This is a genomic window from Rhodophyticola porphyridii, from assembly GCF_003688285.1.
GTDB classification, from domain to species: domain Bacteria; phylum Pseudomonadota; class Alphaproteobacteria; order Rhodobacterales; family Rhodobacteraceae; genus Rhodophyticola; species Rhodophyticola porphyridii.
On sequence record NZ_RCNT01000003.1, the window covers coordinates 329,313 to 349,077 of the forward strand.

Consider the following 19,765-nt stretch of genomic DNA (forward strand, 5'->3'; position numbering starts at 1 on the left):
GACGGCATGAGCAAATCGGATTTTCCCGGGTGGCATGGCACGACGATTATCGGTGTGCGCAAGGGTGATGAGGTGGTTGTGGCCGGCGACGGGCAGGTGAGCCTCGGCCAGACCGTGATCAAGGGATCGGCGCGGAAGGTGCGGCGGCTGAGCCCCGGCGGATATGACGTGGTGTGCGGGTTCGCCGGATCTACGGCGGACGCCTTCACGCTGCTGGAGCGGCTGGAAAGCAAGCTGGAGGCGACGCCGGGGCAGCTGCAACGCGCGAGCGTGGAACTGGCCAAGGATTGGCGCACGGACAAATACCTGCAAAAGCTGGAAGCGATGCTGATCGTCACAGATGGTGCGGAGCTTTACATCATCACCGGCGCGGGCGATGTGCTGGAGCCCGAGCACGGGATCGCCGCAATCGGATCTGGCGGAAACTACGCGCTCGCAGCGGCGCGGGGCCTGTCGGAAACGGATCTGAGCGCGGAGGAGATCGCCCGAAAGGCCATGGCGATTGCCGCCGATATCTGCGTTTACACAAACGGCAACCTGACCGTGGAGAGGATCGGCAAGTGACCGGTATCAGCCGCGACGACATTCGCGCAGCAGTGGGCGCGGGCATGATATCCGAGGCGCAGGCCGTCTCGTTGATCGCGCTCGGCGAGGCCCGGCGCGGAACCCGGAAGCATATGTCCGGACTTGATGAGCCATTCGAGCTTTTCCGCGGGTTCAACGAGATCTTCATCGTTGTGGGTCTGGTGATCCTTTATGCCGGCTGGGCCGGCTTGACCGGCCTCAGTCTTTTCAATGCCAACAACGGCTATATTCTGGCCATGGTCTACGCGGTGATCACCATGGCCGCGGTCATCATGCTGGCCAGATATTTCACATTGACCCGCCGGATGGTCGCGCCCTCGATCGTGCTCGCCGTTTTCTTTGCGCTCGGTGCCGGACAACTGGGGCGGGCGCTGGGCTGGATGCTGGATACCGAGTTCGCCATGTCGATCACATTGGCGGCGGGTGCCTCGACCATATTGCTCGTCGGCTATTACGTGTTTTTCCGGGTCCCGTTCACCATGGCCCTGGTCGCCCTCGGCGTCTTCGCGACGACCTTCGGCCTTGTCAGCTTCAGCGGCACCTTGCCGACGGAGCCCGCCGATATCTTCCTGCTGACCGCCGAAGGCCCCTTTGCGATCCTGACCATGGTTCTGGGACTGATCGGGCTTGCTGTAGCCTTGCGCTTCGATATGAGCGATCCGCATCGGGTCACGCGACGCTCGGCCAGCGGGTTCTGGCTACACATCATTGCGGCGCCCGCGATCGTGAACACGATCGCCCTGTCGCTCTTCGATTTGGGAACCGTGCCCGCGCAGCTTCTGTTGGTCGCGTTCGTCGCCTGTATGGCGATTTTTGCGGTGGTGATCGATCGCCGGTCCTTTCTGGTGTCGAGCGTCGGCTACATCGTGGTCTTGTCGATCACTGTAATGGAGGGGGGCGCCTTTCTCGCGATCCTGCTGCTTGGCCTTGGCCTGATCCTGCTCGGCGCGAAGTGGGAGGTTTTGCGGCGGATACTGATGGAAGCCCTGCCCGACTTTCCGGGCAAGTACCGCCTGCCACCATGGACAATCATGACTTCCGAGGAGCCCGAAGCTTGACCGACCTGACCCCCCGCGAAATCGTCTCGGAACTCGACCGTTTCATCATCGGCCAGAAGGATGCCAAGCGCGCCGTGGCCGTGGCCCTCCGCAATCGCTGGCGGCGCAAACAGCTTGGCGATGACCTGCGCGACGAGGTCTATCCCAAGAACATCCTGATGATCGGGCCCACGGGCGTCGGCAAAACCGAAATCAGCCGCAGACTGGCCAAGCTGGCGCGCGCACCTTTCATCAAGGTGGAGGCGACCAAGTTCACCGAGGTCGGCTATGTCGGCCGGGATGTGGAGCAGATCATCCGCGATCTGGTCGACGCGGCTCAGGTGATGATCCGCGAATCGATGCGCGACGAGGTGAAGGCCAAGGCCCATGACGCAGCGGAGGAGCGGGTGATAGAGGCGCTGGCCGGGTCGGATGCGCGGGAACAGACCCGGGAGATGTTCCGCAGGAAGCTGCGCGCCGGAGAGCTGGACAACACGATGATCGAACTGGAGGTCGCCGACAGCTCCAACCCGATGCCGATGTTCGAAATTCCCGGCCAGCCGGGCGGGATGGGCGGGTTGCCGGGTGGAATGAACCTTGGCGATCTGTTCGGGAAAGCTTTTGGCGGGCGGACCGTGCGCAAACGGCTGAGCGTCGCGGCCAGTTACGATCTTCTGATCGAGGAAGAGGCGGACAAGCTTCTTGATCAGGAAGCCGTAACCCGCGAAGCGCTGACCGCCGTGGAGCAGAACGGGATCGTGTTCATCGATGAGATCGACAAGGTTTGCGCCCGGTCGGATGCTCGTGGCGCGGATGTCTCCCGCGAGGGGGTGCAGCGCGATCTGTTGCCGCTGATCGAGGGGACGACAGTTTCGACCAAATACGGCCCGGTGAAAACCGATCACGTCCTCTTCATCGCCTCGGGCGCGTTTCACATCGCCAAGCCCTCGGATCTCTTGCCGGAGCTTCAGGGTCGCCTGCCGATCCGGGTGGAACTGCGGGCGCTGACCGAAGAGGATTTCGTGCGCATTCTGACCGAAACCGACAATGCGCTGACCCTGCAATATACCGCCCTGATGGCGACCGAAGAGGTCACCGTCAGCTTTACCGAAGACGGGATCGCGGCGCTTGCGCGGATTGCCGCCGAGGTCAATCAGGATGTGGAGAACATTGGCGCCCGGCGGCTTTATACCGTGATGGAGCGGGTCTTCGAAGAGCTTAGCTTCACCGCGCCGGACCGTTCGGGCGATGCCATCGTGGTGGATGCCGGGTTCGTGGAGGCAAATCTGGGTGCGCTGATGAAATCCGCTGATCTGAGCCGCTACGTGCTGTAAAAGGGTTTTGCAGCATTTGATTTCGGCGAGATGCCACCCATGCAAAGAATTGCCTTTGTCCTGACCTTGGCCCTTCTGGTCGGCTGCGCCCCCCGTGCATCCATTGTCATCGTGCCCGATGCGGCTTCGGGCGGCGCAATCGAGAGCGTCTTTGTCGCCAGCAATCGGGTTTACGATGGCAGCAGGTTCACCAGCGATCGGCTGGAAGGGCTCGGCTTCACCCGGTTCGATGTGGCGATTCCGCCGAACAGGGAGGTCGGAGAGGTCAACTGGCCCAGAGGCGAGGTGGATCTGGAGGCTGATTTCGTCGTCAGCCAGGCGGGCAGTTTTGCCGATGCCGCCGCCTTCCGCCGCGGTTTGCGCGCAGCCGTCGCCGCCCAGCCCGAGAACGAGCGCGAGGTCATGGTCTTCGTGCACGGCTTCAACAACACTTTTGCCGACGGTCTTTTCCGCACGGCCCAGATTCGCAACGACTTCGAGATACCGGGTGTCGCGCTGCATTACGCCTGGCCCAGTCTCAGTTCGCCCTTCGGATATGCCTATGACCGCGACAGTGCGCTTTTCGCCCGGGACGGTTTGGAGCAGTTTCTGCGCGAAATCGCGGCGGCCGGATCGCATGACATCGTCATCGTCGCCCATTCGGTCGGATCGGAGCTTGTCATGGAGGCGCTGCGGCAGCTTCGGATAGGCGGCGCGGATCATGTTCTCAATCGGATCAGCGGCGTGGTGCTGATGTCGCCCGATATCGACGTGCAGGTGTTCCGGTCTCAGGCCATGCGGATCCTGCCACTGCCCGAGCCGTTTTTCATCTTCACATCGCAACGCGACCGGGCACTACGCCTGTCCGCGCGGATCAGCGGGCAACCGGCGCGGCTGGGCAATATCGGCACTATAGACGATGTCGCGGAGTTCAACGTGACGCTGGTCGACGTGTCGGAGTTTCGCGGCGGCGACCGGGACGCGCTGAACCATAACACGGTGGTCACGTCGCCCGCGATGATCCGTCTGCTGAGCCGGGTGGATTCGATCAATTCCGCGTTCGAGGGGCAGGAAAACAGCCCTATCGGGCTTTTGCCCGGTACGATCCTGACCCTGCAGAACGCCACTCAGGTGATTCTCACGCCCAATCTCTAGCGCTTTCGGCGAAGATAGACGTAATAGGCCCCGTCGCCTCCATGACGCAGATGGGCGGGGCGGATATCGAGAACCATGGCACCAAGCGGAGGTGCGGCCAACCAGCCCGGAACCTGATGACGCAGAACCCCGCGCCGGATCGGGATCGGCCCCGGATCGTCGCGGTCCTTTCCTTTGCCGGTGATCACCAGAACCAGCCGTTTGCCTTCCACATAGGCATTCTGAACGAAGTGGATCAGGCGCGGGTGGGCATCGGCCAGCGTCATGCCGTGCAGATCGATCCGCGCATCGGGTTTGAGCTTACCCCGGACCATCTGACGGTGCGTGCCATGGTCCATGCGGACCGGCGCGTGAGACAGGCGTTCGGTCAGGCCGGGGCTGAGTTGGGGAAAGGAACTGTGGCCATTGGCGCGTTCGCCGATCCGGAAATCCCCAACCTCGGCACGGTGAGATGTCTTCTTTGGCGTTTCGGCGAAGGGGTCGGGCGACGGTTCCACCTTGTGCTTTTTAGAGTGAAGCGGCTTCGCCGTCTTCGCCACACGCGACCACAGCGCGCGATCCTCGGCGCTCAGGCCTTTCGTCTTGCGGCCCGCCATCTCAGACGTCCGGCACCAGACGGTGGGCAAGCTCGATCGGCAACAGAACCACCATCCGCCCCGGATCGCGGATGCGCCCAGCCTGCCGTCCGGCGGCATCACCCGACCCATAGAAGATATCCGCACGCTGCGCGCCGCGAATGGCGCTGCCCGTATCCTGCGCGATCATCAACCGGCGGATCGGATCCTCGCCGCCCTTTTCAATCCAGACCGGCGCACCAAGAGGCGTGAAATCCGGATCGACGGCAATTGTTCGGTGGGCTGTGATGGACCGGTTCATGGCACCAAGCGGGCCGTCCTCCGTGTTGCGGATCTGTACCTCCCGAAAGAAGACGTAGGATGGGTTGTGGCGCAGCAGGTCCGCCCCCTCGATCGGGTTCCGGTCCACCCAGGAGCGGATCACCTGTGCCGAGACCTGGTGCGGCTGGTAGATCCCGCGCCGCACCATTTCCTGACCGACCGAGCGATACTCATGGCCGTTCCGGCCACCATAGCCCACGCGCAGATACCCGCCCTCCGCAAGATTGATACGGCCAGACCCCTGAATTTGAAGGAAAAAAACATCAACCGGATCATCAACCCAGGCAATCTCAAGCCCGCGGCCTTCCAGCAGACCGCGCTCCTCGATCTCGGCACGGGTAAACCACAGCCCGTCTACCTCGGGCGGCAGACGATAGAGCGGATACCGGAAGCGGGCGGTTCGTTGGCGGGAGCCATCTAGCTCCGGCTCGAAATAGCCCGTGAAAAGCGCGGTCGCCTCGCCGCCGATCAGGACCGGCCGGAAGAAAAGCTCAAAAAACGCCCGAGCATTGGTTTGTGACTGGGCGAGCGCGCAAAGCGATTGCCACTCACTGTCGGCAAGATCCGGACAGGTGTTCAGAAATACGTCAAGCGCCTCGCCATGATCGTCATCGGCCCAGCCCCGCAAATCGCCAAAGCTCAGGATCCGGGCCGTGGGTTCAGCGGTGCCGGGCATCGCAATAGTCAGAATCGCTGCCAGCAGGAGGGCTGTCAGGCCGGCGCGCATGGCTCATCCGCCGGTGGCCACCAGGATCCAGTTCGGATCGGAACTGCCCATGGCACGCGAGAAGGTCCAGACATCGCGCTGGCGCTTGATTTCCGTCGGATCGCCCTCGACGATCTCGCCGTCGCTGTTGCGAACAACCGAGGTCAACTCGCCGACGAAGCGGACACTGATCTCCGCCGTGCTCGTGTCGCGGTCGAAGCTGGCGTCATGCAACGTCAGCTCACGAATCCCGACGAAACTTGCATCGATCGACAGGCCCTGCTCTTCCCGCTGCCGGATGACCTCTTCGAAGGTGTCCATAACGTCATCGGCGAGGAACGGGCGCAGGGCATCGACGTCGCCGCTTTCGAATGCCATCAGAATCATCTCGTAGGCACCGCGCGCACCGCCCAGAAACTCGCTTACCGAAAACCCGGGCTCGGCAAGCTTCATCGCGGCCAACGCCTTGGCGGCATCGCTGCCATCCTCCACATGATCGATGATATCGCGGTCCGGGCCGCCTTCGATCACCTCGAAATCGCGGCGTGGGCCTGGCTTGCGCTCCACTCGGGCGACGGGCGGTTTTTCAAACCCGTCGCGGGTGCCCAGAACGTTCCGCAAGCGCAGGATCAGAAAGATCGCTATCCCCGCAAGGACGAGCAACGAGATAAAGGGCGAGTTCATAAGGTATCCTCGGTTGGACAAGCAGGGGTTTTTTGGCGGCTTTGTGGGACATATGTAGGTGAGGGGGGCGGTCAAGTCCATCGGCGCAGAGGCGCAATGCCCCCTTGATGGCGATGAATAGGAAAGAACATGTGGCTCTTCGTAGCATTTCTAATGGTTCCGCTGATCGAAATCGCCCTGTTCATTCAGGTCGGCGGTCTTATCGGCCTGTGGCCGACGCTCGGCATTGTCGTGCTGACGGCGATACTGGGCACATGGCTTGTCAGGTCGCAGGGCCGGCAGGCGCTTGAAAACCTGCGCCGCAGTTTCGGCGCCCTCAACGATCCGACGGAACCGCTTGCCCACGGCGCGATGATCCTGTTTTCGGGCGCGCTGCTCCTGACGCCCGGATTCTTCACCGACGCGGTCGGCTTTGCGCTGCTGGTTCCGGGTGTTCGCAACGTGGTGTTCCGGGAGCTGCAGAAACGCATCACCGTGTCATCTGTCGTTTCGGGGCAGGCGCAATGGTCCGCGGAGCGGCCACCGCGCGAAGATGTGATCGAGGGTGAATTCGAGGTGGATGAAACGCCACGCGACGGGCCATCCGGTTGGCGCCGGCATTGAGGCTTTCGGTTCCTGCTGCTACAGGACCGCAACACTATTCAATCGGAGATCCCAATGGCCGAAGAAAACGGCGCCGCACCGCAGCCCCCCACGCCCCCGCGTATGCAGATCCTTGGGCAATTCATTCGTGACCTGTCTTTCGAGAACATCGCTGCCCAGAAATCGATCCAGACCCAGACACAGCCGGATATTCAGGTTCAGGTGGCGCTTGATGCCCGCAAGCGCGAACAGGAAAACCAGTTCGATGTGATCGTGAAGCTGAAGATCGAATCCAAGACCAAGGATGAGACTCCGCAGCCGATCTTCCTGATCGAGCTGGATTACGTGGGCATCTTCCAGGTGGAAAACGTCCCGCAGGAGCAATTGCATCCGTTCCTGATGATCGAATGTCCTCGCATGCTGTTCCCGTTTTTGCGGCGCATCGTGTCGGACATTACCCGCGATGGTGGTTTCCCGCCACTCAACCTTGAAAACATGGATTTTCTCGCGATTTACCGCAACGAGCTGGCACGGCGGGCCGAGTCCAAGAAAACCGCCGACGCGTGATCAGGTGAGCCGCGCCCAAAGCGCGGCCTCACCCAGTTCATTCACGAAATCCTCATGCGCGGCCGCCTCTTCATCGGAAAGGCGGCCGGGCAGGGGCGCAGGCCGCGGATAGGCCCGCCACGTCTCGCTCGCACCGACCGAGGAGTCCACCGGCTGTGTGCTCAGCGCGAAATCCGGCTGCCGCCCGCCGATCAGCTCAAGATAGACTTCCGCGAGAATCTCGGAATCCAGCAGAGCACCGTGTTTTTCTCGTGCACTGTTGTCGACGCCGAACCTGCGGCAGAGCGCATCGAGGGATGCCGGAGATCCCGGAAACTTGCGCCGCGCGATTGCCAGCGTGTCCAGCGCGCGGCTGTCCGGAAGCGTCGGTTTCCTGGCCCAGGACAGTTCAGCGTTGAGAAACTTCATGTCGAACGCCGCGTTGTGGATGACAAGCGTGCCATCCGCGACGAATTCCAGAAAAGCGTCGGCTATATCGGAGAAGATGGGCTTGTCGCGCAGGAAGTCATTGCCGAGACCATGCACTTCGAAAGCCTCGTTCGGCATATCTCGTTCAGGATTGATGTATTGATGATATGTCCGCCCCGTGGGCACATGCTGCCAAAGCTCCACCGCGCCGATTTCGACAATGCGGTGTCCTTCGGAGGGCTCAAACCCGGTGGTCTCCGTATCCAGAACGATTTCACGCATGCTGGCCTCTTGTGATTTTGCTCACCAGAGTCTCGACCGCGGCGCGCGTTTGATCAAGGGTCTTGGTTTCGATGACGTAATCGGCGCGGGCCCGTTTCTGCGCATCGGGCATCTGGCGCGACAGGATGGTGTTGAATGTGTCTTCCGTCATGCCAGGGCGTTCGAAAACACGTGCGCGCTGCACCTCGGGCGCCGCGGTGACAACGAGAACACCGTCGACCCAGAGATCGGCCTCGGTTTCGAAAAGCAGCGGGATATCCAGAACGACAAGCGGTTGTCCCGCATGATCTTCCAGAAACTGCGCGCGATCCGCCGCCACCAGCGGATGAACGATCGCCTCGATCCGGGAAAGGGCGGCCGGATCCTCGGCAATCCAGGCCTTGAGATGCGCGCGGTCGACGCAGCCGTTTCGAACCGCGTCGGGGCGAAACTCCGCAATCATCGAAACGGCCGCCCCACCCTTGGAGTACAACCGGTGAACCGTTTCATCCGCATCCCAGACCGGAATGCCGAGGTCACGGAAAAAGCCCGCAGTCGTGGATTTCCCCATCCCGATGGAACCGGTCAGGCCGAGAATGAAGCTCATGCGCTCAGCACTGCCTGGCGCAGCGCGTCATCCACCTCCGGCTTCTGGCCGAACCAGCGCTCGAAGCCCGGGGTGGCCTGATGCAACAACATGCCAAGCCCGTCCACGATAGGGCATCCGATGGCTGCGGCTTGCTGCAAAAGCGATGTCTGCAAGGGTGTATAGACGACATCGGTGACGAGCGTGGAGGGTCTCAGCGTGGAAAGGTTGATATTGAGCGGCTGGCCGCCCTCCATCCCGAGGGAGGTGGTGTTGACCAAGCACGCCTGGTCAGGCAGCAGTTCGGGTATGCGGGTCCAGTCCACGACCTTGACCCGGGCACCAAGCTTGTCGCGCAGCGCTTCGCCCCTTGCGCGGGTCCGGTTCACGACGAAAACCTCCGGCGCGCCCTCGCTCAAGAGGGCGGATACGATCGCGCGCGCGGCTCCGCCCGCGCCCAGAACCAGAGCGGGGCCCGCATCGGCGCGCCAATCCGGTGCGTTCTGATGAAGGTTTGCAAGAAAGCCCATGCCGTCGGTGTTGTCGGCCTGAACCTTGCCCTTGGAGGAAAAGGTGATGGTGTTGGCCGCGCCAATCAGCGCCGCACGGTCGGAGACGGAATCGGCAAGGGAAAGCACCTGTTCCTTGTGGGGTATTGTAATGTTGACGCCCAGAAAACCCATTTTCGGCAACGCACGAATGACCTTCTTCAGATCTTCATGGGTGACTTTCAGCGGAACATAATGACCGTTGATTCCGTAGCGGTGCAGCCAATGTCCATGCAGTGCCGGTGACCTGCTGTGCGAAACAGGGTTACCAATCACGCCGGCCAGAGGTACCTCAACACTCATCCCTCGATTATCCCCCGGTTCACGAGATACCCGCACAAATCCAACAATGGCAGGCCTAAAACTGTGAAGTAATCTCCATCGATCCGCAAGAAGAGCCGCGCACCTTCCTGTTCCAGCTTGTAGCCGCCAACGCTGTCGGCGATATCCGGCCAGTTTCTGTCAAGATAGTCCTCGATGTAACTGTCACTCAACGGCCTCATCGACAAGCTGACCTGACCAACCACGCGCCAGACCGGTTTCAGATCTTCATAGACGACGACTGCCGACAAAAGCCGATGCTGACCACCGCTGAGAGATTTGAGCTGGCTTCGCGCGTCGTCCCGCGTCTCCGGTTTGCCGAGAACACGCCCCTTGTGGTCGAGCACCTGATCGCATCCGATCACCATGGTTCCGGGATGTTTCTCGGAAACCCGGCGCGCTTTGTACTCCGCCAGGGTATCTGCCACATCCCGGGGCGTGGCGCCTTCATGCTCAAGCGCGCCTCGAATCGCCTCCTCGTCGATGCGCGGGGGGACCGAGGTGAAGGGGATGCCCACCTGCTTCAGCATGGATTGACGTGTGGCGGAGCCGGAGGCGAGGATGAGTTCGGTCATGGTCTCTTTGGATGACTTTGTGGATATCCGGCGGGGCAGCCCGGTGATCGAAATGTGTATAGAAGCCCACGATGCGCGCAGCCATGCTTTTCGCGATATCCGACGTCGTGCCACCGCCTGCCATCCCCGTTGGTGAAAGATCCCCGGTCCACTGTGGGCTGATGGAGTAAACCGCTGGACAGGGCGGAACATACAGAACTGTCCTCAGACTATACACGTTGAACCCATTGAAAATATTGACTTATTATGGAAATGTGGACGAAACTCCAGCCATCCGAGGCAGGTTAACGAACTGAGGGCGGAATTCTGGACAGAATATGTATGCCTGAGTTATCCGAGTTATCCACGGCACAAACACAACATCATCTTTTCTTCTATTCCTTTTATTTTTATTGGGGAGGGAAAGGAGCAAGCCTATGATCATAGACTTTCTCGTCCTGGCCTACCCATGGACGAAGAGCCTGCATGTGATATCGGTTATCGCGTGGATGGCGGGGCTGTTCTATCTCCCCAGACTGTTCGTCTACCATGTCGAACGCGTCGGAATGAGCGGGGAGACAGCAGATCTGTTTCAGACAATGGAAGTCCGCCTTTTGCGGGCGATCATGAACCCCGCGATGATCGCCACCTGGATTTTCGGTCTTGCTCTCGTCTTCACACCGGGCGTGGTCAGCTGGCAAGAGCTTTGGCCATGGACCAAAACCGCTGCGGTTCTGGCGATGACCTGGTTTCATCATTGGCTTGGATTGCGCCGCAAGGAGCTTCTGGCCGGCACCGATACGCGCAGCGGGCGTACCTATCGGCTTATGAACGAAGTTCCGACATTGCTCTTGATCGTGATCGTGGTTTCGGTGATCGCGCGCCCGTTCTGAAGGTTTTGTTGACATCTGCGCAGGCTCTTCCTATGTCGGGCCTGCAATGGGCCGTCCGGCTCTGTCGCTTCCCATTTCAATATGACACGCCCTGCTTGAGAAATCGTGGGGCATTATGGTGCTTCCCACATGACCGAGAATTCCCTGAACCTTGCCGATCTCAAGGCCAAATCTCCCAAAGATCTTCTGTCGATGGCCGAGGAACTGGAGATCGAGAACGCCTCCACCATGCGCAAGGGCGACATGATGTTCTCGATCCTGAAAGAGCGGGCCGAGGATGGCTGGGAAATCTCTGGCGATGGTGTTCTGGAAGTTTTGCAGGATGGGTTTGGCTTCCTGCGCTCTCCGGAGGCGAACTATCTGCCGGGACCGGACGATATCTATGTTTCGCCGGAGATGATCCGCCAGCACAGCCTCCGCACCGGCGATACGCTGGAAGGCGTGATCAACGCGCCCAGGGAGAATGAGCGCTATTTCGGGCTGGTAAAGGTGAGCAAGATCAACTTCGAGGATCCTGCCAAGGCGAAACACAAGATTGCCTTCGACAACCTGACGCCGCTTTATCCTGACGAACGCCTGAAGATGGAGATAGAGGATCCGACGATCAAGGATCGCTCTGCGCGGATCATCGACCTGGTATCGCCCATCGGGAAGGGGCAACGCTCACTGATCGTGGCACCGCCGCGAACAGGTAAAACCGTTATCCTGCAGAACATCGCGCATTCGATCGAACAGAACCATCCGGAATGCTATCTGATCGTCCTGCTGATCGACGAACGCCCCGAAGAAGTCACGGATATGCAGCGGAGCGTGAAGGGGGAGGTTGTTTCTTCAACCTTCGACGAGCCGGCGACCCGGCACGTGGCGGTCTCCGAGATGGTGATCGAGAAGGCGAAAAGGCTTGTGGAGCACAAGCGGGATGTGGTGATCCTGCTCGATTCCATCACGCGACTTGGCCGCGCGTTCAACACTGTCGTGCCATCCTCGGGCAAGGTTCTGACGGGTGGTGTGGATGCCAATGCCCTGCAACGCCCGAAACGGTTTTTCGGTGCCGCAAGAAATATCGAGGAAGGCGGGTCGCTGACCATCATCGCGACTGCACTGATTGATACCGGCAGCCGGATGGACGAAGTGATTTTCGAGGAGTTCAAGGGCACCGGCAACTCCGAGATCGTGCTGGACCGCAAGGTCGCCGACAAACGCGTGTTCCCCGCCATGGACATTCTCAAATCCGGGACACGGAAAGAGGAGCTTCTGGTGGACAAGGGCGATCTGCAGAAAACCTATGTTCTGCGCCGCATCCTGAACCCGATGGGAACGACGGACGCGATCGAGTTCCTGATCTCGAAACTCAAGCAGACCAAGACAAACGCGGAATTCTTCGACTCGATGAATACCTGACGCCATCCGGGATATTGGGGCGGTCTGATGGATACGATCTTTGCCCTGGCGTCCGCGCCGGGAAGAGCCGGCGTTTCGGTAATCCGAGTATCGGGGCCTCATGCCCATGACATCGGGCGCAGGCTCGCGCGCCGGTTGCCGGATAGCGGTCGCGCCGGGCTTCGCGATCTCAGAGCAGGCGATGGTGAGTTGCTGGATCAGGCGCTTGTACTGACCTTCACCGCTCCGAACAGCTTTACCGGTGAAGATGTTGTTGAATTTCAATGCCATGGCAGTATCTCGGTCGTAAATTCAATCTTGTCTGAAATCTCCGGGACCGGGCTGGCACGGGGTGCCGAACCCGGGGAATTCACCCGCAGGGCATTGTTGAACAACAGGCTGGACCTGGTGCAGGTTGAGGGTTTGGGCGCGCTCATTGAAGCGGAAACGGATGCGCAGCGGCGGCTGGCGATGCAGGTTTTTTCTGGGCGCTTCGGCGAGATCGTCGATGGATGGCGTGGCGCGCTTTTGCGGGCTGCCGCCCTTCTGGAAGCGACCATCGATTTCGCTGATGAAGAGGTGCCGGTAGATGTGACGCCGGAGGTATCCAAACTGATCGACAATGTCGCAGGCGGCCTTGAGGCAGAGATTGCGGGGAGCCGTTTTGCCGAGCGGGTTCGCGACGGGTTCGAGGTGGCAATACTGGGCGCGCCCAATGCGGGGAAATCCACGCTTCTGAATTATCTTGCGGGGCGGGAGGCTGCGATCACATCGGAGGTTGCCGGAACCACTCGCGATGTGATTGAGGTGCGAATGGATCTGGACGGCCTGGCGGTGACGCTGCTGGATACCGCAGGCTTGCGCGTCTCCGATGACGTTGTGGAGAAACTCGGTATAGAAAGAGCTCTGGATCGGGCGCAGGGCGCGGATTTGCGCGTGTATCTACAATCTCGGCCCAATGAAGAACCGCCGCTTGAGCTTGGTGAAGATGACATAATTTGCTTGGGCAAGGCCGATCTGCACGGCCAGAGCGATACCGCTGTGTCGGGGAAGACGGGTGTCGGTGTGACGCGGCTCGTGGAGCAGATGTCAAACCGTCTGTCGAAGCAGGCGGCGCGCGCGCAGACGGCGACACATGCCCGGCATAGGGAGGCGATGGAAGCGGCTCATGCGGCTTTAGTTATGGCCAGTTCTGAGGTAGAAAATGGGCCCGGTCGGACAGAGCATGCAGCAGAGCATTTGCGTATCGCGATTCGGAAGCTGGATGCTCTGGTCGGGGCCATTGATGTGGAAATGGTGCTTGGAGAGGTGTTCTCCAGCTTTTGCATCGGGAAGTAGGAGTGTTTCACGTGAAACACGGTGATTACGATGTTCTGGTTGTTGGCGGTGGGCATGCCGGCTGTGAAGCTGCTTCGGCGGCAGCGCGTGCCGGTGCGCGCACGGGTCTGGTAACCTTGTCGCGCGCCGCTATCGGAGTGATGTCCTGCAATCCGGCCATCGGTGGGCTTGGCAAGGGTCATCTGGTTCGGGAAATCGATTCGCTGGGCGGAGTGATGGGGCAGGTTGCGGATCGCTCCGGAATTCAGTTCCGGCTTTTGAACCGCAGCAAGGGGCCGGCCGTTCAGGGCCCCCGTACCCAATCGGACCGCGCGCTGTACCTTAATGCGATGCAAGACGCGCTGTTCTCCACACCGAATCTGGACATTATCGAGGGCGAGGCGGCCGAGTTTCTGATGTCCGCAGGGTCGGTATCGGGTATCCGGCTGGCTGATGGCGCAGAGATTTCCGCAGCGGCGGTTGTTCTGACAACGGGGACCTTCCTCAGGGGCATCATCCATATCGGGGATCAGCGTCGACCGGGTGGGCGGATGGGCGAAAAACCCTCTGTTCGCATGGCCGAACAGATCGATGCGTTCGGTCTTCCCCTTGGTCGGCTGAAGACAGGCACGCCACCTCGACTGCGGCGGGAAAGTATCAACTGGGATATCCTCGACCTGCAACCGGCAGATAGCGAGCCAGTGATGTTTTCGTTTTTGTCGCAGAGGCCGTTCGCCGCACAAATCAGCTGCGGCATCACGCATACAAATACGAAAACGCACGAGATCATTCGTGAGAATCTTGGGCGGTCCGCCATGTATGGGGGTCATATCGATAGTGTGGGCCCGCGCTATTGCCCATCTATCGAGGACAAGATCGTTCGCTTTGCGGACAAGGATTCCCACCAGATTTTCCTGGAGCCGGAAGGGCTTGAAAGCAATCTGGTTTATCCGAACGGGATTTCCACTTCCCTCCCGGCAGACGTCCAGGAAAGCTACGTTACGTCCATTCGTGGACTTGAGCGCGCAAAAATCGCGCAGCCCGGATATGCGATCGAGTACGATTATGTCGATCCGCGCGCCTTGTCGCCAACCCTTGAACTGAAAGACGTTGGCCGGCTGTTTCTTGCCGGGCAAATCAACGGGACAACCGGTTACGAGGAGGCTGCGGCGCAGGGGTTGGTTGCGGGTCTGAACGCGGCACATATGGCGCTGGGGCGCGACAAGATCGTGCTTGGGAGGGATCAGGCCTATATCGGGGTGATGATCGACGACCTGGTAACCCGCGGCGTCACGGAGCCCTACCGGATGTTCACCTCCCGCGCGGAATTCAGGCTGACCTTGCGGGCGGACAACGCAGATCAGCGGCTGACACCGCTTGCCGAGAGGCTTGGGATTATCTCCGAAGATCGTCGTAGGACATTTGGCTCGAAAATGGAGCGGCTGTCGCGCGCATATGACATCATGAAGCAAAGATTCGTTTCACCGTCCGAAGGGCGCGCTCACGGCCTGCGGATAAATCAGGATGGTACGCGCCGCAGCGCGATCGACCTGCTGGCCTTTCCCGATATCGAGCTTTCCGATCTGGATGCAATCTGGCCCGAAATCAAAGAGATCGACAGGGAGACGCGCGACCAGATTTCCCGTGAGGCGCAGTATGTGAACTATATCGAACGGCAGGCGCGCGATGTGGCCGCGCTGAAGCGGGACGAGGCCTATGAAATCCCGGAAGGATTCGCTTTCGACAAGATCGAGGGGCTTTCGAATGAGGTGAAGGGCAAGTTGTCTATGGTGCGCCCACGCAACCTTGGGCAGGCGGGGCGTATCGACGGGATGACGCCGGCGGCACTGACGCTCTTGCTTACGAAACTTCGACAGGCCGAACGTAAACGCGCATGACCGAGGCCGAAGCTCAGGGCCGGCTCGCGGCGGATGTTTCACGTGAAACATGGGACCGGCTTGTGACTTTTGCCGAGGCGCTTGTGAAATGGCAAAAAGCGATCAACCTTGTCGCGCCGGGTTCTCTCGACGCGCTTTGGCAGAGGCACTTCCTCGATAGTGCGCAGATTTTTCCTCTTCGTCAGAAAGAGTCCGGACTTTGGCTCGATATTGGCAGCGGCGGCGGATTTCCGGGGCTGGTTTGCGCAATTCTCGCCGCCGAGAAAGCACCTGAGCTCAGGTTCACGTTCATTGAGAGCGATCTCAGAAAATGCAGTTTTCTGAGGGATGTCGCGCGCCAGACCGGGGTCAGAATCTCTGTTCTGACGCGGCGGATTGAAGATGCACCTCCGCAGAGTGCTGCGATCATTTCCGCGCGGGCCCTCGCGCCGCTCGGCCGGCTTTGCGAGCTTGCGGCGCCACATCTGGCGCCCGATGGCGTCTGCCTGTTTCAAAAGGGTGCAAATCATGCAACGGAACTGGACGTTGCGCGTGCGGAATGGCACATGAAGGTCACAGAGGTCGAAAGTCAGACGGCTGCAGGCGCTGTAATCTACAAGATAGAGGAGCTGGCACGTGTCTGATGCAACCAGGGCCCGGATTATCGCGATCGCCAATCAGAAGGGTGGCGTCGGAAAGACGACGACAGCCATAAATCTGGGGGCAGCGCTTGCGCTGGAAGGACAGCGAACGCTGATTCTCGATCTCGACCCGCAGGGAAACGCATCTACCGGTCTAGGTGTCGACGCCCGGAACCGCGACCTGACAACCTATGATCTCATATTGGAAGATACACCGCTGGCGGAGATCATCAGGAAGACGAGTGTCGAAAACCTTTGGATTGCACCGGCCACAACCGATCTCAGCTCGGCCGATATCGAGATGGTTGCCAATGAAAACCGCGTTTTCATGTTGAAGGACAGCCTGGCCAACAGAGCGACGAAGGATTTCGACATTGTTCTGATCGATTGCCCACCGTCTTTGAATCTTCTCACGATAAATGCGATGGTGGCGGCAGATGCTGTGCTGGTCCCGCTGCAATCGGAGTTCTTTGCGCTTGAAGGGCTGTCGCAGCTGATGTTGACGATCAGGGAGGTGAGGCAGACCGCCAACCCGGCTTTGCGGATCGAAGGGGTCGTGTTGACGATGTACGATCAACGCAACAACCTGTCCCGTCAGGTGGAAGACGATGCGCGGGAGACCCTGGGCGATCTGGTCTATGCGACGCGAATTCCGCGAAATGTCCGGCTGAGCGAGGCGCCTTCGTATTCGATTCCGGTTCTGGAATACGATCCCGCTTCGAGTGGGAGCCAGGCATACATGAATCTGGCAAGAGAGATGCTTGATCGTCATCTCGCGACGGCTTGAGGAGAGGCGCTATGGCATCGAAACGTGAAAAACGCGGTCTTGGGCGGGGCCTTTCGGCCCTGATGGCGGATATCGAGCCCACGTCCGAAGCGCCCGCTGACCCGTCTGGTGCCGTCGCGCGTCGCGCGGATCACCGGATTCCGGTGGAAATGATCCATCCCAATCCCGATCAGCCGCGTCGGAGCTTCACGGAAGAGGCCCTGAACGAGCTTGCTGCGTCAATTCGGGAAAAGGGCGTCATTCAGCCGCTGATTCTACGACCCGACCCGGCAGAGCCGGGGATGTATCAGATCGTTGCCGGGGAACGGCGCTGGCGCGCGTCGCAGCTTGCCCAACTTCATGATGTTCCGGCCATTGTGCGGGATTTCAATGATACGGAAGTTCTGGAAGTCGCGATAATCGAGAATATTCAGCGGTCCGATCTCAATCCGCTGGAAGAAGCGAGCGGTTATCGGCAACTTATGGACCGGTTCGGTCACACCCAGGAAAAGCTGGCGGAGGCGATGGGCAAAAGCCGAAGCCATGTTGCAAATCTTCTGAGGCTTCTGAACCTGCCGGAAGAGGTTCAGGATATGGTCCGTGATGGGCAGCTGTCGGCGGGTCACGCACGTGCCCTGATCACTGCCGATGATCCGATCGCTCTGGCGCAAAGGGTCATTTCCAGAGCCTTGTCGGTCCGCGACGTGGAGAAACTGGCCAAAGCCGCACCGGGCCGGGGAAAGCAGATAACTCGAAAACCCTCTGAGAAAGATGCGGATACGAAGGCGCTGGAAGGTGATTTATCGGCCGCGATCGGCATGAAGGTTGGTATTGATCATGATATCGCGCAGGGGTGCGGCACTATTTCCATAAAATACAAAGACTTATCACAGCTTGACGACATTGTTCGCATTCTGAACCGTGGCTAGCTGACAAGCAATTCGCGCAAGATCGCGTTGAGCACGGGCCGGCCCCGTTTCGTGGCTAGAAGTTGGGTGCCCCTTATCTCGATGAAGCCATCTTCTGCTAGTCTATCCAGCGTATCAGGGTCGATCCCGGCTCCATTCAGAGCTTCGTAGCGCGCCATGTTGCTACCTTCGGCGAGGCGCAGGCTCATCATGAGATATTCCTGCGTCTGATCCGCCTGCGAAAGCTCGGTCCGTGCCGTTTCTCCGCTTCCCGTCCGTTCGACCTTTTCGAGCCACGCCTGCGGCAAGCGATGCGTTTCTGTCGCAAATCTGCTTGATCCAAGGGAAAGCCGCCCATGGGCGCCCGGGCCGATGCCGAGGTAGTCGCCGCAGCGCCAGTATATCAGATTGTGCCGGGATTGAGCCATGTCCGCCGCGTGGTTGGAGATCTCATAGGCCGGAAACCCGGCCCGTTCGCACAACTCCTGCGTCAGCTCATACATGTCCGCGCCAAGGTCATCGCCCGGCAATCCGGGCAGCCGGCCGAGGCGGTAGCGGTCGCCGAAGGCGGTGCCGTCCTCGATCGTCAGCTGGTAGAGAGACAGGTGATCCAGCGCGAGCGAGAGGGCTTCGCTCAGCTCCGTCTTCCACGCCTCAAGGGTCTGATGCTGGCGTGCATAGATCAGATCGAAACTGACCCTGTCGAAGGAGTTTCTGGCAGTATCGAAGGCTTTCACGGCTTCCTCGACCGTGTGCAACCTCCCAAGTCGCTTCAGATCCTCGTCGTTCATTGCCTGAATTCCCATAGAGATCCGGGTGACGCCCGCCTCCCTGAAGCTCTGGAATTTCCCGGCCTCCACCGATGTCGGATTCGCCTCCAGCGTGATTTCCAGATCATTGGCCACCGGCCATGTCTTGCGGATCTGGTCTATGATCGACCCGACGAGGTCTGGCGCCATGAGAGATGGCGTTCCGCCCCCGAAAAAAACGCTGTTCAGCGTCCGGTCCCCGGTCTCACGGCCTGCACGTTCAAGTTCCGCCAGAAAGGCCCGCTGCCAGCGGCCTTGATCTATCTCGGCGGATACGTGGGAGTTGAAATCGCAATAGGGGCATTTGGCCTGACAGAATGGCCAGTGCAGATACAGACCGAACCCCGCGCTGTGCCAGTCAGCCATCGCCGAAGATCGCGACCAGTTTGCGGAAAGCATCGGCTCGGTGGCTGATCTTGTTCTTTTCCCAACGGTCCATTTCCCCAAAGGTGATATCATATCCGTCGGGTTGGAAAACCGGGTCGTAGCCATGGCCCTGGCTTCCGCGCATCGGCCAGACAAACTGACCCTCCATGACACCGGGAAACACCTCGTCATGGCCATCGGGCCATGCGAGCACGAGGGTGCAGCAGAACCGCGCCGTTCTGGGAAATGATGCGTTTTTCGCTTCCAGCGCATCATGGGCCCGGGTCATCGCCATGACAAAATCCCGCCCGTGGCCGGTTTCGGCCCAATCGGCGGTGTAAACGCCCGGAGCGCCGTCCAGCGCATCAATCTCGATACCGCTGTCATCGGCCAGGGCCGGCATACCGGTGGCCTGCGCCGCGGCATGTGCTTTCAGCCGGGCATTTTCGACAAAGCTGGTTCCCGTTTCTTCCGGTTCGGGAAGACCGTGGTCCTTTGCGGAAGTGACCCTGATACCGTAGGGCGCCAGAAGATGCGCGATTTCATCCAGCTTGCCCTGATTGTGGGTCGCCACAAGCAGGGTATCGCCGGAAAACCGGCGCATC

General features: G+C 60.1%; 22 protein-coding genes. 13 read left to right on the forward strand and 9 right to left on the reverse strand.

Going from position 1 to position 19,765, the window contains the following annotated elements; all coding sequences use genetic code 11:
* The first annotated feature begins 6 nt into the window (after positions 1 to 6).
* From hslV to D9R08_RS08460, 4 genes are read left to right on the forward strand one after another with little or no spacing between them, the layout of a single operon-like run.
* The gene (gene hslV, locus D9R08_RS08445) at positions 7 to 564 is read left to right on the forward strand and encodes an ATP-dependent protease subunit HslV (protein WP_121897581.1); all 558 of its coding nucleotides are present in this window, start codon (positions 7 to 9) and stop codon (positions 562 to 564) included.
* The gene (locus D9R08_RS08450; protein ID WP_233557353.1) at positions 561 to 1,643 is read left to right on the forward strand and encodes a hypothetical protein; all 1,083 of its coding nucleotides are present in this window, start codon (positions 561 to 563) and stop codon (positions 1,641 to 1,643) included. The genes hslV and D9R08_RS08450 overlap by 4 nt, the downstream gene beginning before the upstream one ends.
* Positions 1,640 to 2,956, forward strand: coding sequence for an ATP-dependent protease ATPase subunit HslU (gene hslU / locus D9R08_RS08455; RefSeq protein ID WP_121897583.1), 1,317 nt, complete (start codon positions 1,640 to 1,642; stop codon positions 2,954 to 2,956). The genes D9R08_RS08450 and hslU overlap by 4 nt, the downstream gene beginning before the upstream one ends.
* Before the next feature lie 39 nt (positions 2,957 to 2,995).
* Positions 2,996 to 4,090: an alpha/beta hydrolase gene (locus D9R08_RS08460; RefSeq protein WP_158598958.1), complete on the forward strand. Its 1,095-nt coding sequence runs from the start codon at positions 2,996 to 2,998 to the stop codon at positions 4,088 to 4,090.
* On the opposite strand, the gene D9R08_RS08465 is transcribed toward D9R08_RS08460, so the two are convergent.
* Genes D9R08_RS08465 through D9R08_RS08475 form a run of 3 tightly spaced genes read right to left on the reverse strand, consistent with a single transcriptional unit; the run spans position 4,087 to position 6,376 of the window.
* The gene (locus D9R08_RS08465; protein ID WP_121897585.1) at positions 4,087 to 4,686 is read right to left on the reverse strand and encodes a Smr/MutS family protein; all 600 of its coding nucleotides are present in this window, start codon (positions 4,684 to 4,686) and stop codon (positions 4,087 to 4,089) included. The two genes, D9R08_RS08460 and D9R08_RS08465, sit on opposite strands and share 4 nt — an antisense overlap.
* 1 nt (position 4,687) lies before the next feature.
* Entirely contained in the window at positions 4,688 to 5,713 is a 1,026-nt protein-coding gene (mltA, locus tag D9R08_RS08470) for a murein transglycosylase A (protein ID WP_121897586.1), read from the reverse strand.
* 3 nt (positions 5,714 to 5,716) lie between these two features.
* The gene (locus tag D9R08_RS08475) at positions 5,717 to 6,376 is read right to left on the reverse strand and encodes a Tim44/TimA family putative adaptor protein (protein WP_121897587.1); all 660 of its coding nucleotides are present in this window, start codon (positions 6,374 to 6,376) and stop codon (positions 5,717 to 5,719) included.
* Positions 6,377 to 6,505: 129 nt separating this feature from the next.
* Here D9R08_RS08475 and D9R08_RS08480 point away from each other — a divergent pair, with 129 nt between their 5' ends.
* Both D9R08_RS08480 and secB read left to right on the forward strand, forming a co-directional pair.
* Positions 6,506 to 6,979, forward strand: coding sequence for an FxsA family protein (locus D9R08_RS08480; protein WP_121897588.1), 474 nt, complete (start codon positions 6,506 to 6,508; stop codon positions 6,977 to 6,979).
* 54 nt (positions 6,980 to 7,033) lie between these two features.
* Positions 7,034 to 7,525 (forward strand): protein-export chaperone SecB, encoded by a 492-nt coding sequence (gene secB, locus D9R08_RS08485; RefSeq protein WP_121897589.1) that lies wholly within the window; start codon positions 7,034 to 7,036, stop codon positions 7,523 to 7,525.
* Here secB and dnaQ read toward each other — a convergent pair whose 3' ends face one another.
* From dnaQ to D9R08_RS08505, 4 genes are read right to left on the reverse strand one after another with little or no spacing between them, the layout of a single operon-like run.
* Positions 7,526 to 8,215 carry a DNA polymerase III subunit epsilon gene (gene dnaQ, locus D9R08_RS08490; RefSeq protein WP_121897590.1) on the reverse strand — a complete coding sequence of 230 codons (690 nt, stop codon included), beginning with the start codon at positions 8,213 to 8,215 and terminating at the stop codon, positions 7,526 to 7,528.
* Positions 8,208 to 8,801 (reverse strand): dephospho-CoA kinase, encoded by a 594-nt coding sequence (coaE, locus tag D9R08_RS08495; RefSeq protein ID WP_121897591.1) that lies wholly within the window; start codon positions 8,799 to 8,801, stop codon positions 8,208 to 8,210. Before coaE ends, dnaQ begins: the two co-directional genes overlap by 8 nt.
* Positions 8,798 to 9,631, reverse strand: a complete 834-nt coding sequence (locus D9R08_RS08500) for a shikimate dehydrogenase (protein ID WP_121897592.1) — start codon at positions 9,629 to 9,631, stop codon at positions 8,798 to 8,800. The genes coaE and D9R08_RS08500 overlap by 4 nt, the downstream gene beginning before the upstream one ends.
* Positions 9,628 to 10,224: a Maf family protein gene (locus D9R08_RS08505; protein ID WP_121897593.1), complete on the reverse strand. Its 597-nt coding sequence runs from the start codon at positions 10,222 to 10,224 to the stop codon at positions 9,628 to 9,630. Before D9R08_RS08505 ends, D9R08_RS08500 begins: the two co-directional genes overlap by 4 nt.
* A 416-nt stretch (positions 10,225 to 10,640) precedes the next feature.
* On the opposite strand from D9R08_RS08505, the gene hemJ reads away from it, so the two are divergent.
* The 7 genes from hemJ (at position 10,641) to D9R08_RS08540 (ending at position 18,006) form a co-directional block, all read left to right on the forward strand.
* A complete protein-coding gene (gene hemJ / locus D9R08_RS08510) occupies positions 10,641 to 11,096 on the forward strand; it encodes a protoporphyrinogen oxidase HemJ (protein WP_121897594.1) in 456 nt (151 codons plus the stop codon).
* Between the two features lie 129 nt (positions 11,097 to 11,225).
* Positions 11,226 to 12,497 carry a transcription termination factor Rho gene (gene rho, locus D9R08_RS08515; RefSeq protein ID WP_121897595.1) on the forward strand — a complete coding sequence of 424 codons (1,272 nt, stop codon included), beginning with the start codon at positions 11,226 to 11,228 and terminating at the stop codon, positions 12,495 to 12,497.
* Between the two features lie 27 nt (positions 12,498 to 12,524).
* Positions 12,525 to 13,814, forward strand: coding sequence for a tRNA uridine-5-carboxymethylaminomethyl(34) synthesis GTPase MnmE (mnmE, locus tag D9R08_RS08520; RefSeq protein WP_121897596.1), 1,290 nt, complete (start codon positions 12,525 to 12,527; stop codon positions 13,812 to 13,814).
* 2 nt (positions 13,815 to 13,816) lie between these two features.
* Complete coding sequence (mnmG, locus tag D9R08_RS08525) at positions 13,817 to 15,691, forward strand: tRNA uridine-5-carboxymethylaminomethyl(34) synthesis enzyme MnmG (RefSeq protein WP_121897597.1); 1,875 nt, start codon at positions 13,817 to 13,819, stop codon at positions 15,689 to 15,691.
* Positions 15,688 to 16,314 (forward strand): 16S rRNA (guanine(527)-N(7))-methyltransferase RsmG, encoded by a 627-nt coding sequence (gene rsmG / locus D9R08_RS08530; RefSeq protein WP_121897598.1) that lies wholly within the window; start codon positions 15,688 to 15,690, stop codon positions 16,312 to 16,314. Before mnmG ends, rsmG begins: the two co-directional genes overlap by 4 nt.
* Positions 16,307 to 17,098: a ParA family protein gene (locus D9R08_RS08535; protein ID WP_121897599.1), complete on the forward strand. Its 792-nt coding sequence runs from the start codon at positions 16,307 to 16,309 to the stop codon at positions 17,096 to 17,098. The genes rsmG and D9R08_RS08535 overlap by 8 nt, the downstream gene beginning before the upstream one ends.
* Before the next feature lie 11 nt (positions 17,099 to 17,109).
* Positions 17,110 to 18,006, forward strand: coding sequence for a ParB/RepB/Spo0J family partition protein (locus tag D9R08_RS08540; protein WP_121897600.1), 897 nt, complete (start codon positions 17,110 to 17,112; stop codon positions 18,004 to 18,006).
* Here D9R08_RS08540 and hemW read toward each other — a convergent pair.
* The gene (gene hemW / locus D9R08_RS08545; protein ID WP_121897601.1) at positions 18,003 to 19,160 is read right to left on the reverse strand and encodes a radical SAM family heme chaperone HemW; all 1,158 of its coding nucleotides are present in this window, start codon (positions 19,158 to 19,160) and stop codon (positions 18,003 to 18,005) included. The two genes, D9R08_RS08540 and hemW, sit on opposite strands and share 4 nt — an antisense overlap.
* Positions 19,153 to 19,764 (reverse strand): RdgB/HAM1 family non-canonical purine NTP pyrophosphatase, encoded by a 612-nt coding sequence (rdgB, locus tag D9R08_RS08550; RefSeq protein WP_121897602.1) that lies wholly within the window; start codon positions 19,762 to 19,764, stop codon positions 19,153 to 19,155. Before rdgB ends, hemW begins: the two co-directional genes overlap by 8 nt.
* Position 19,765: the final 1 nt, after the last annotated feature.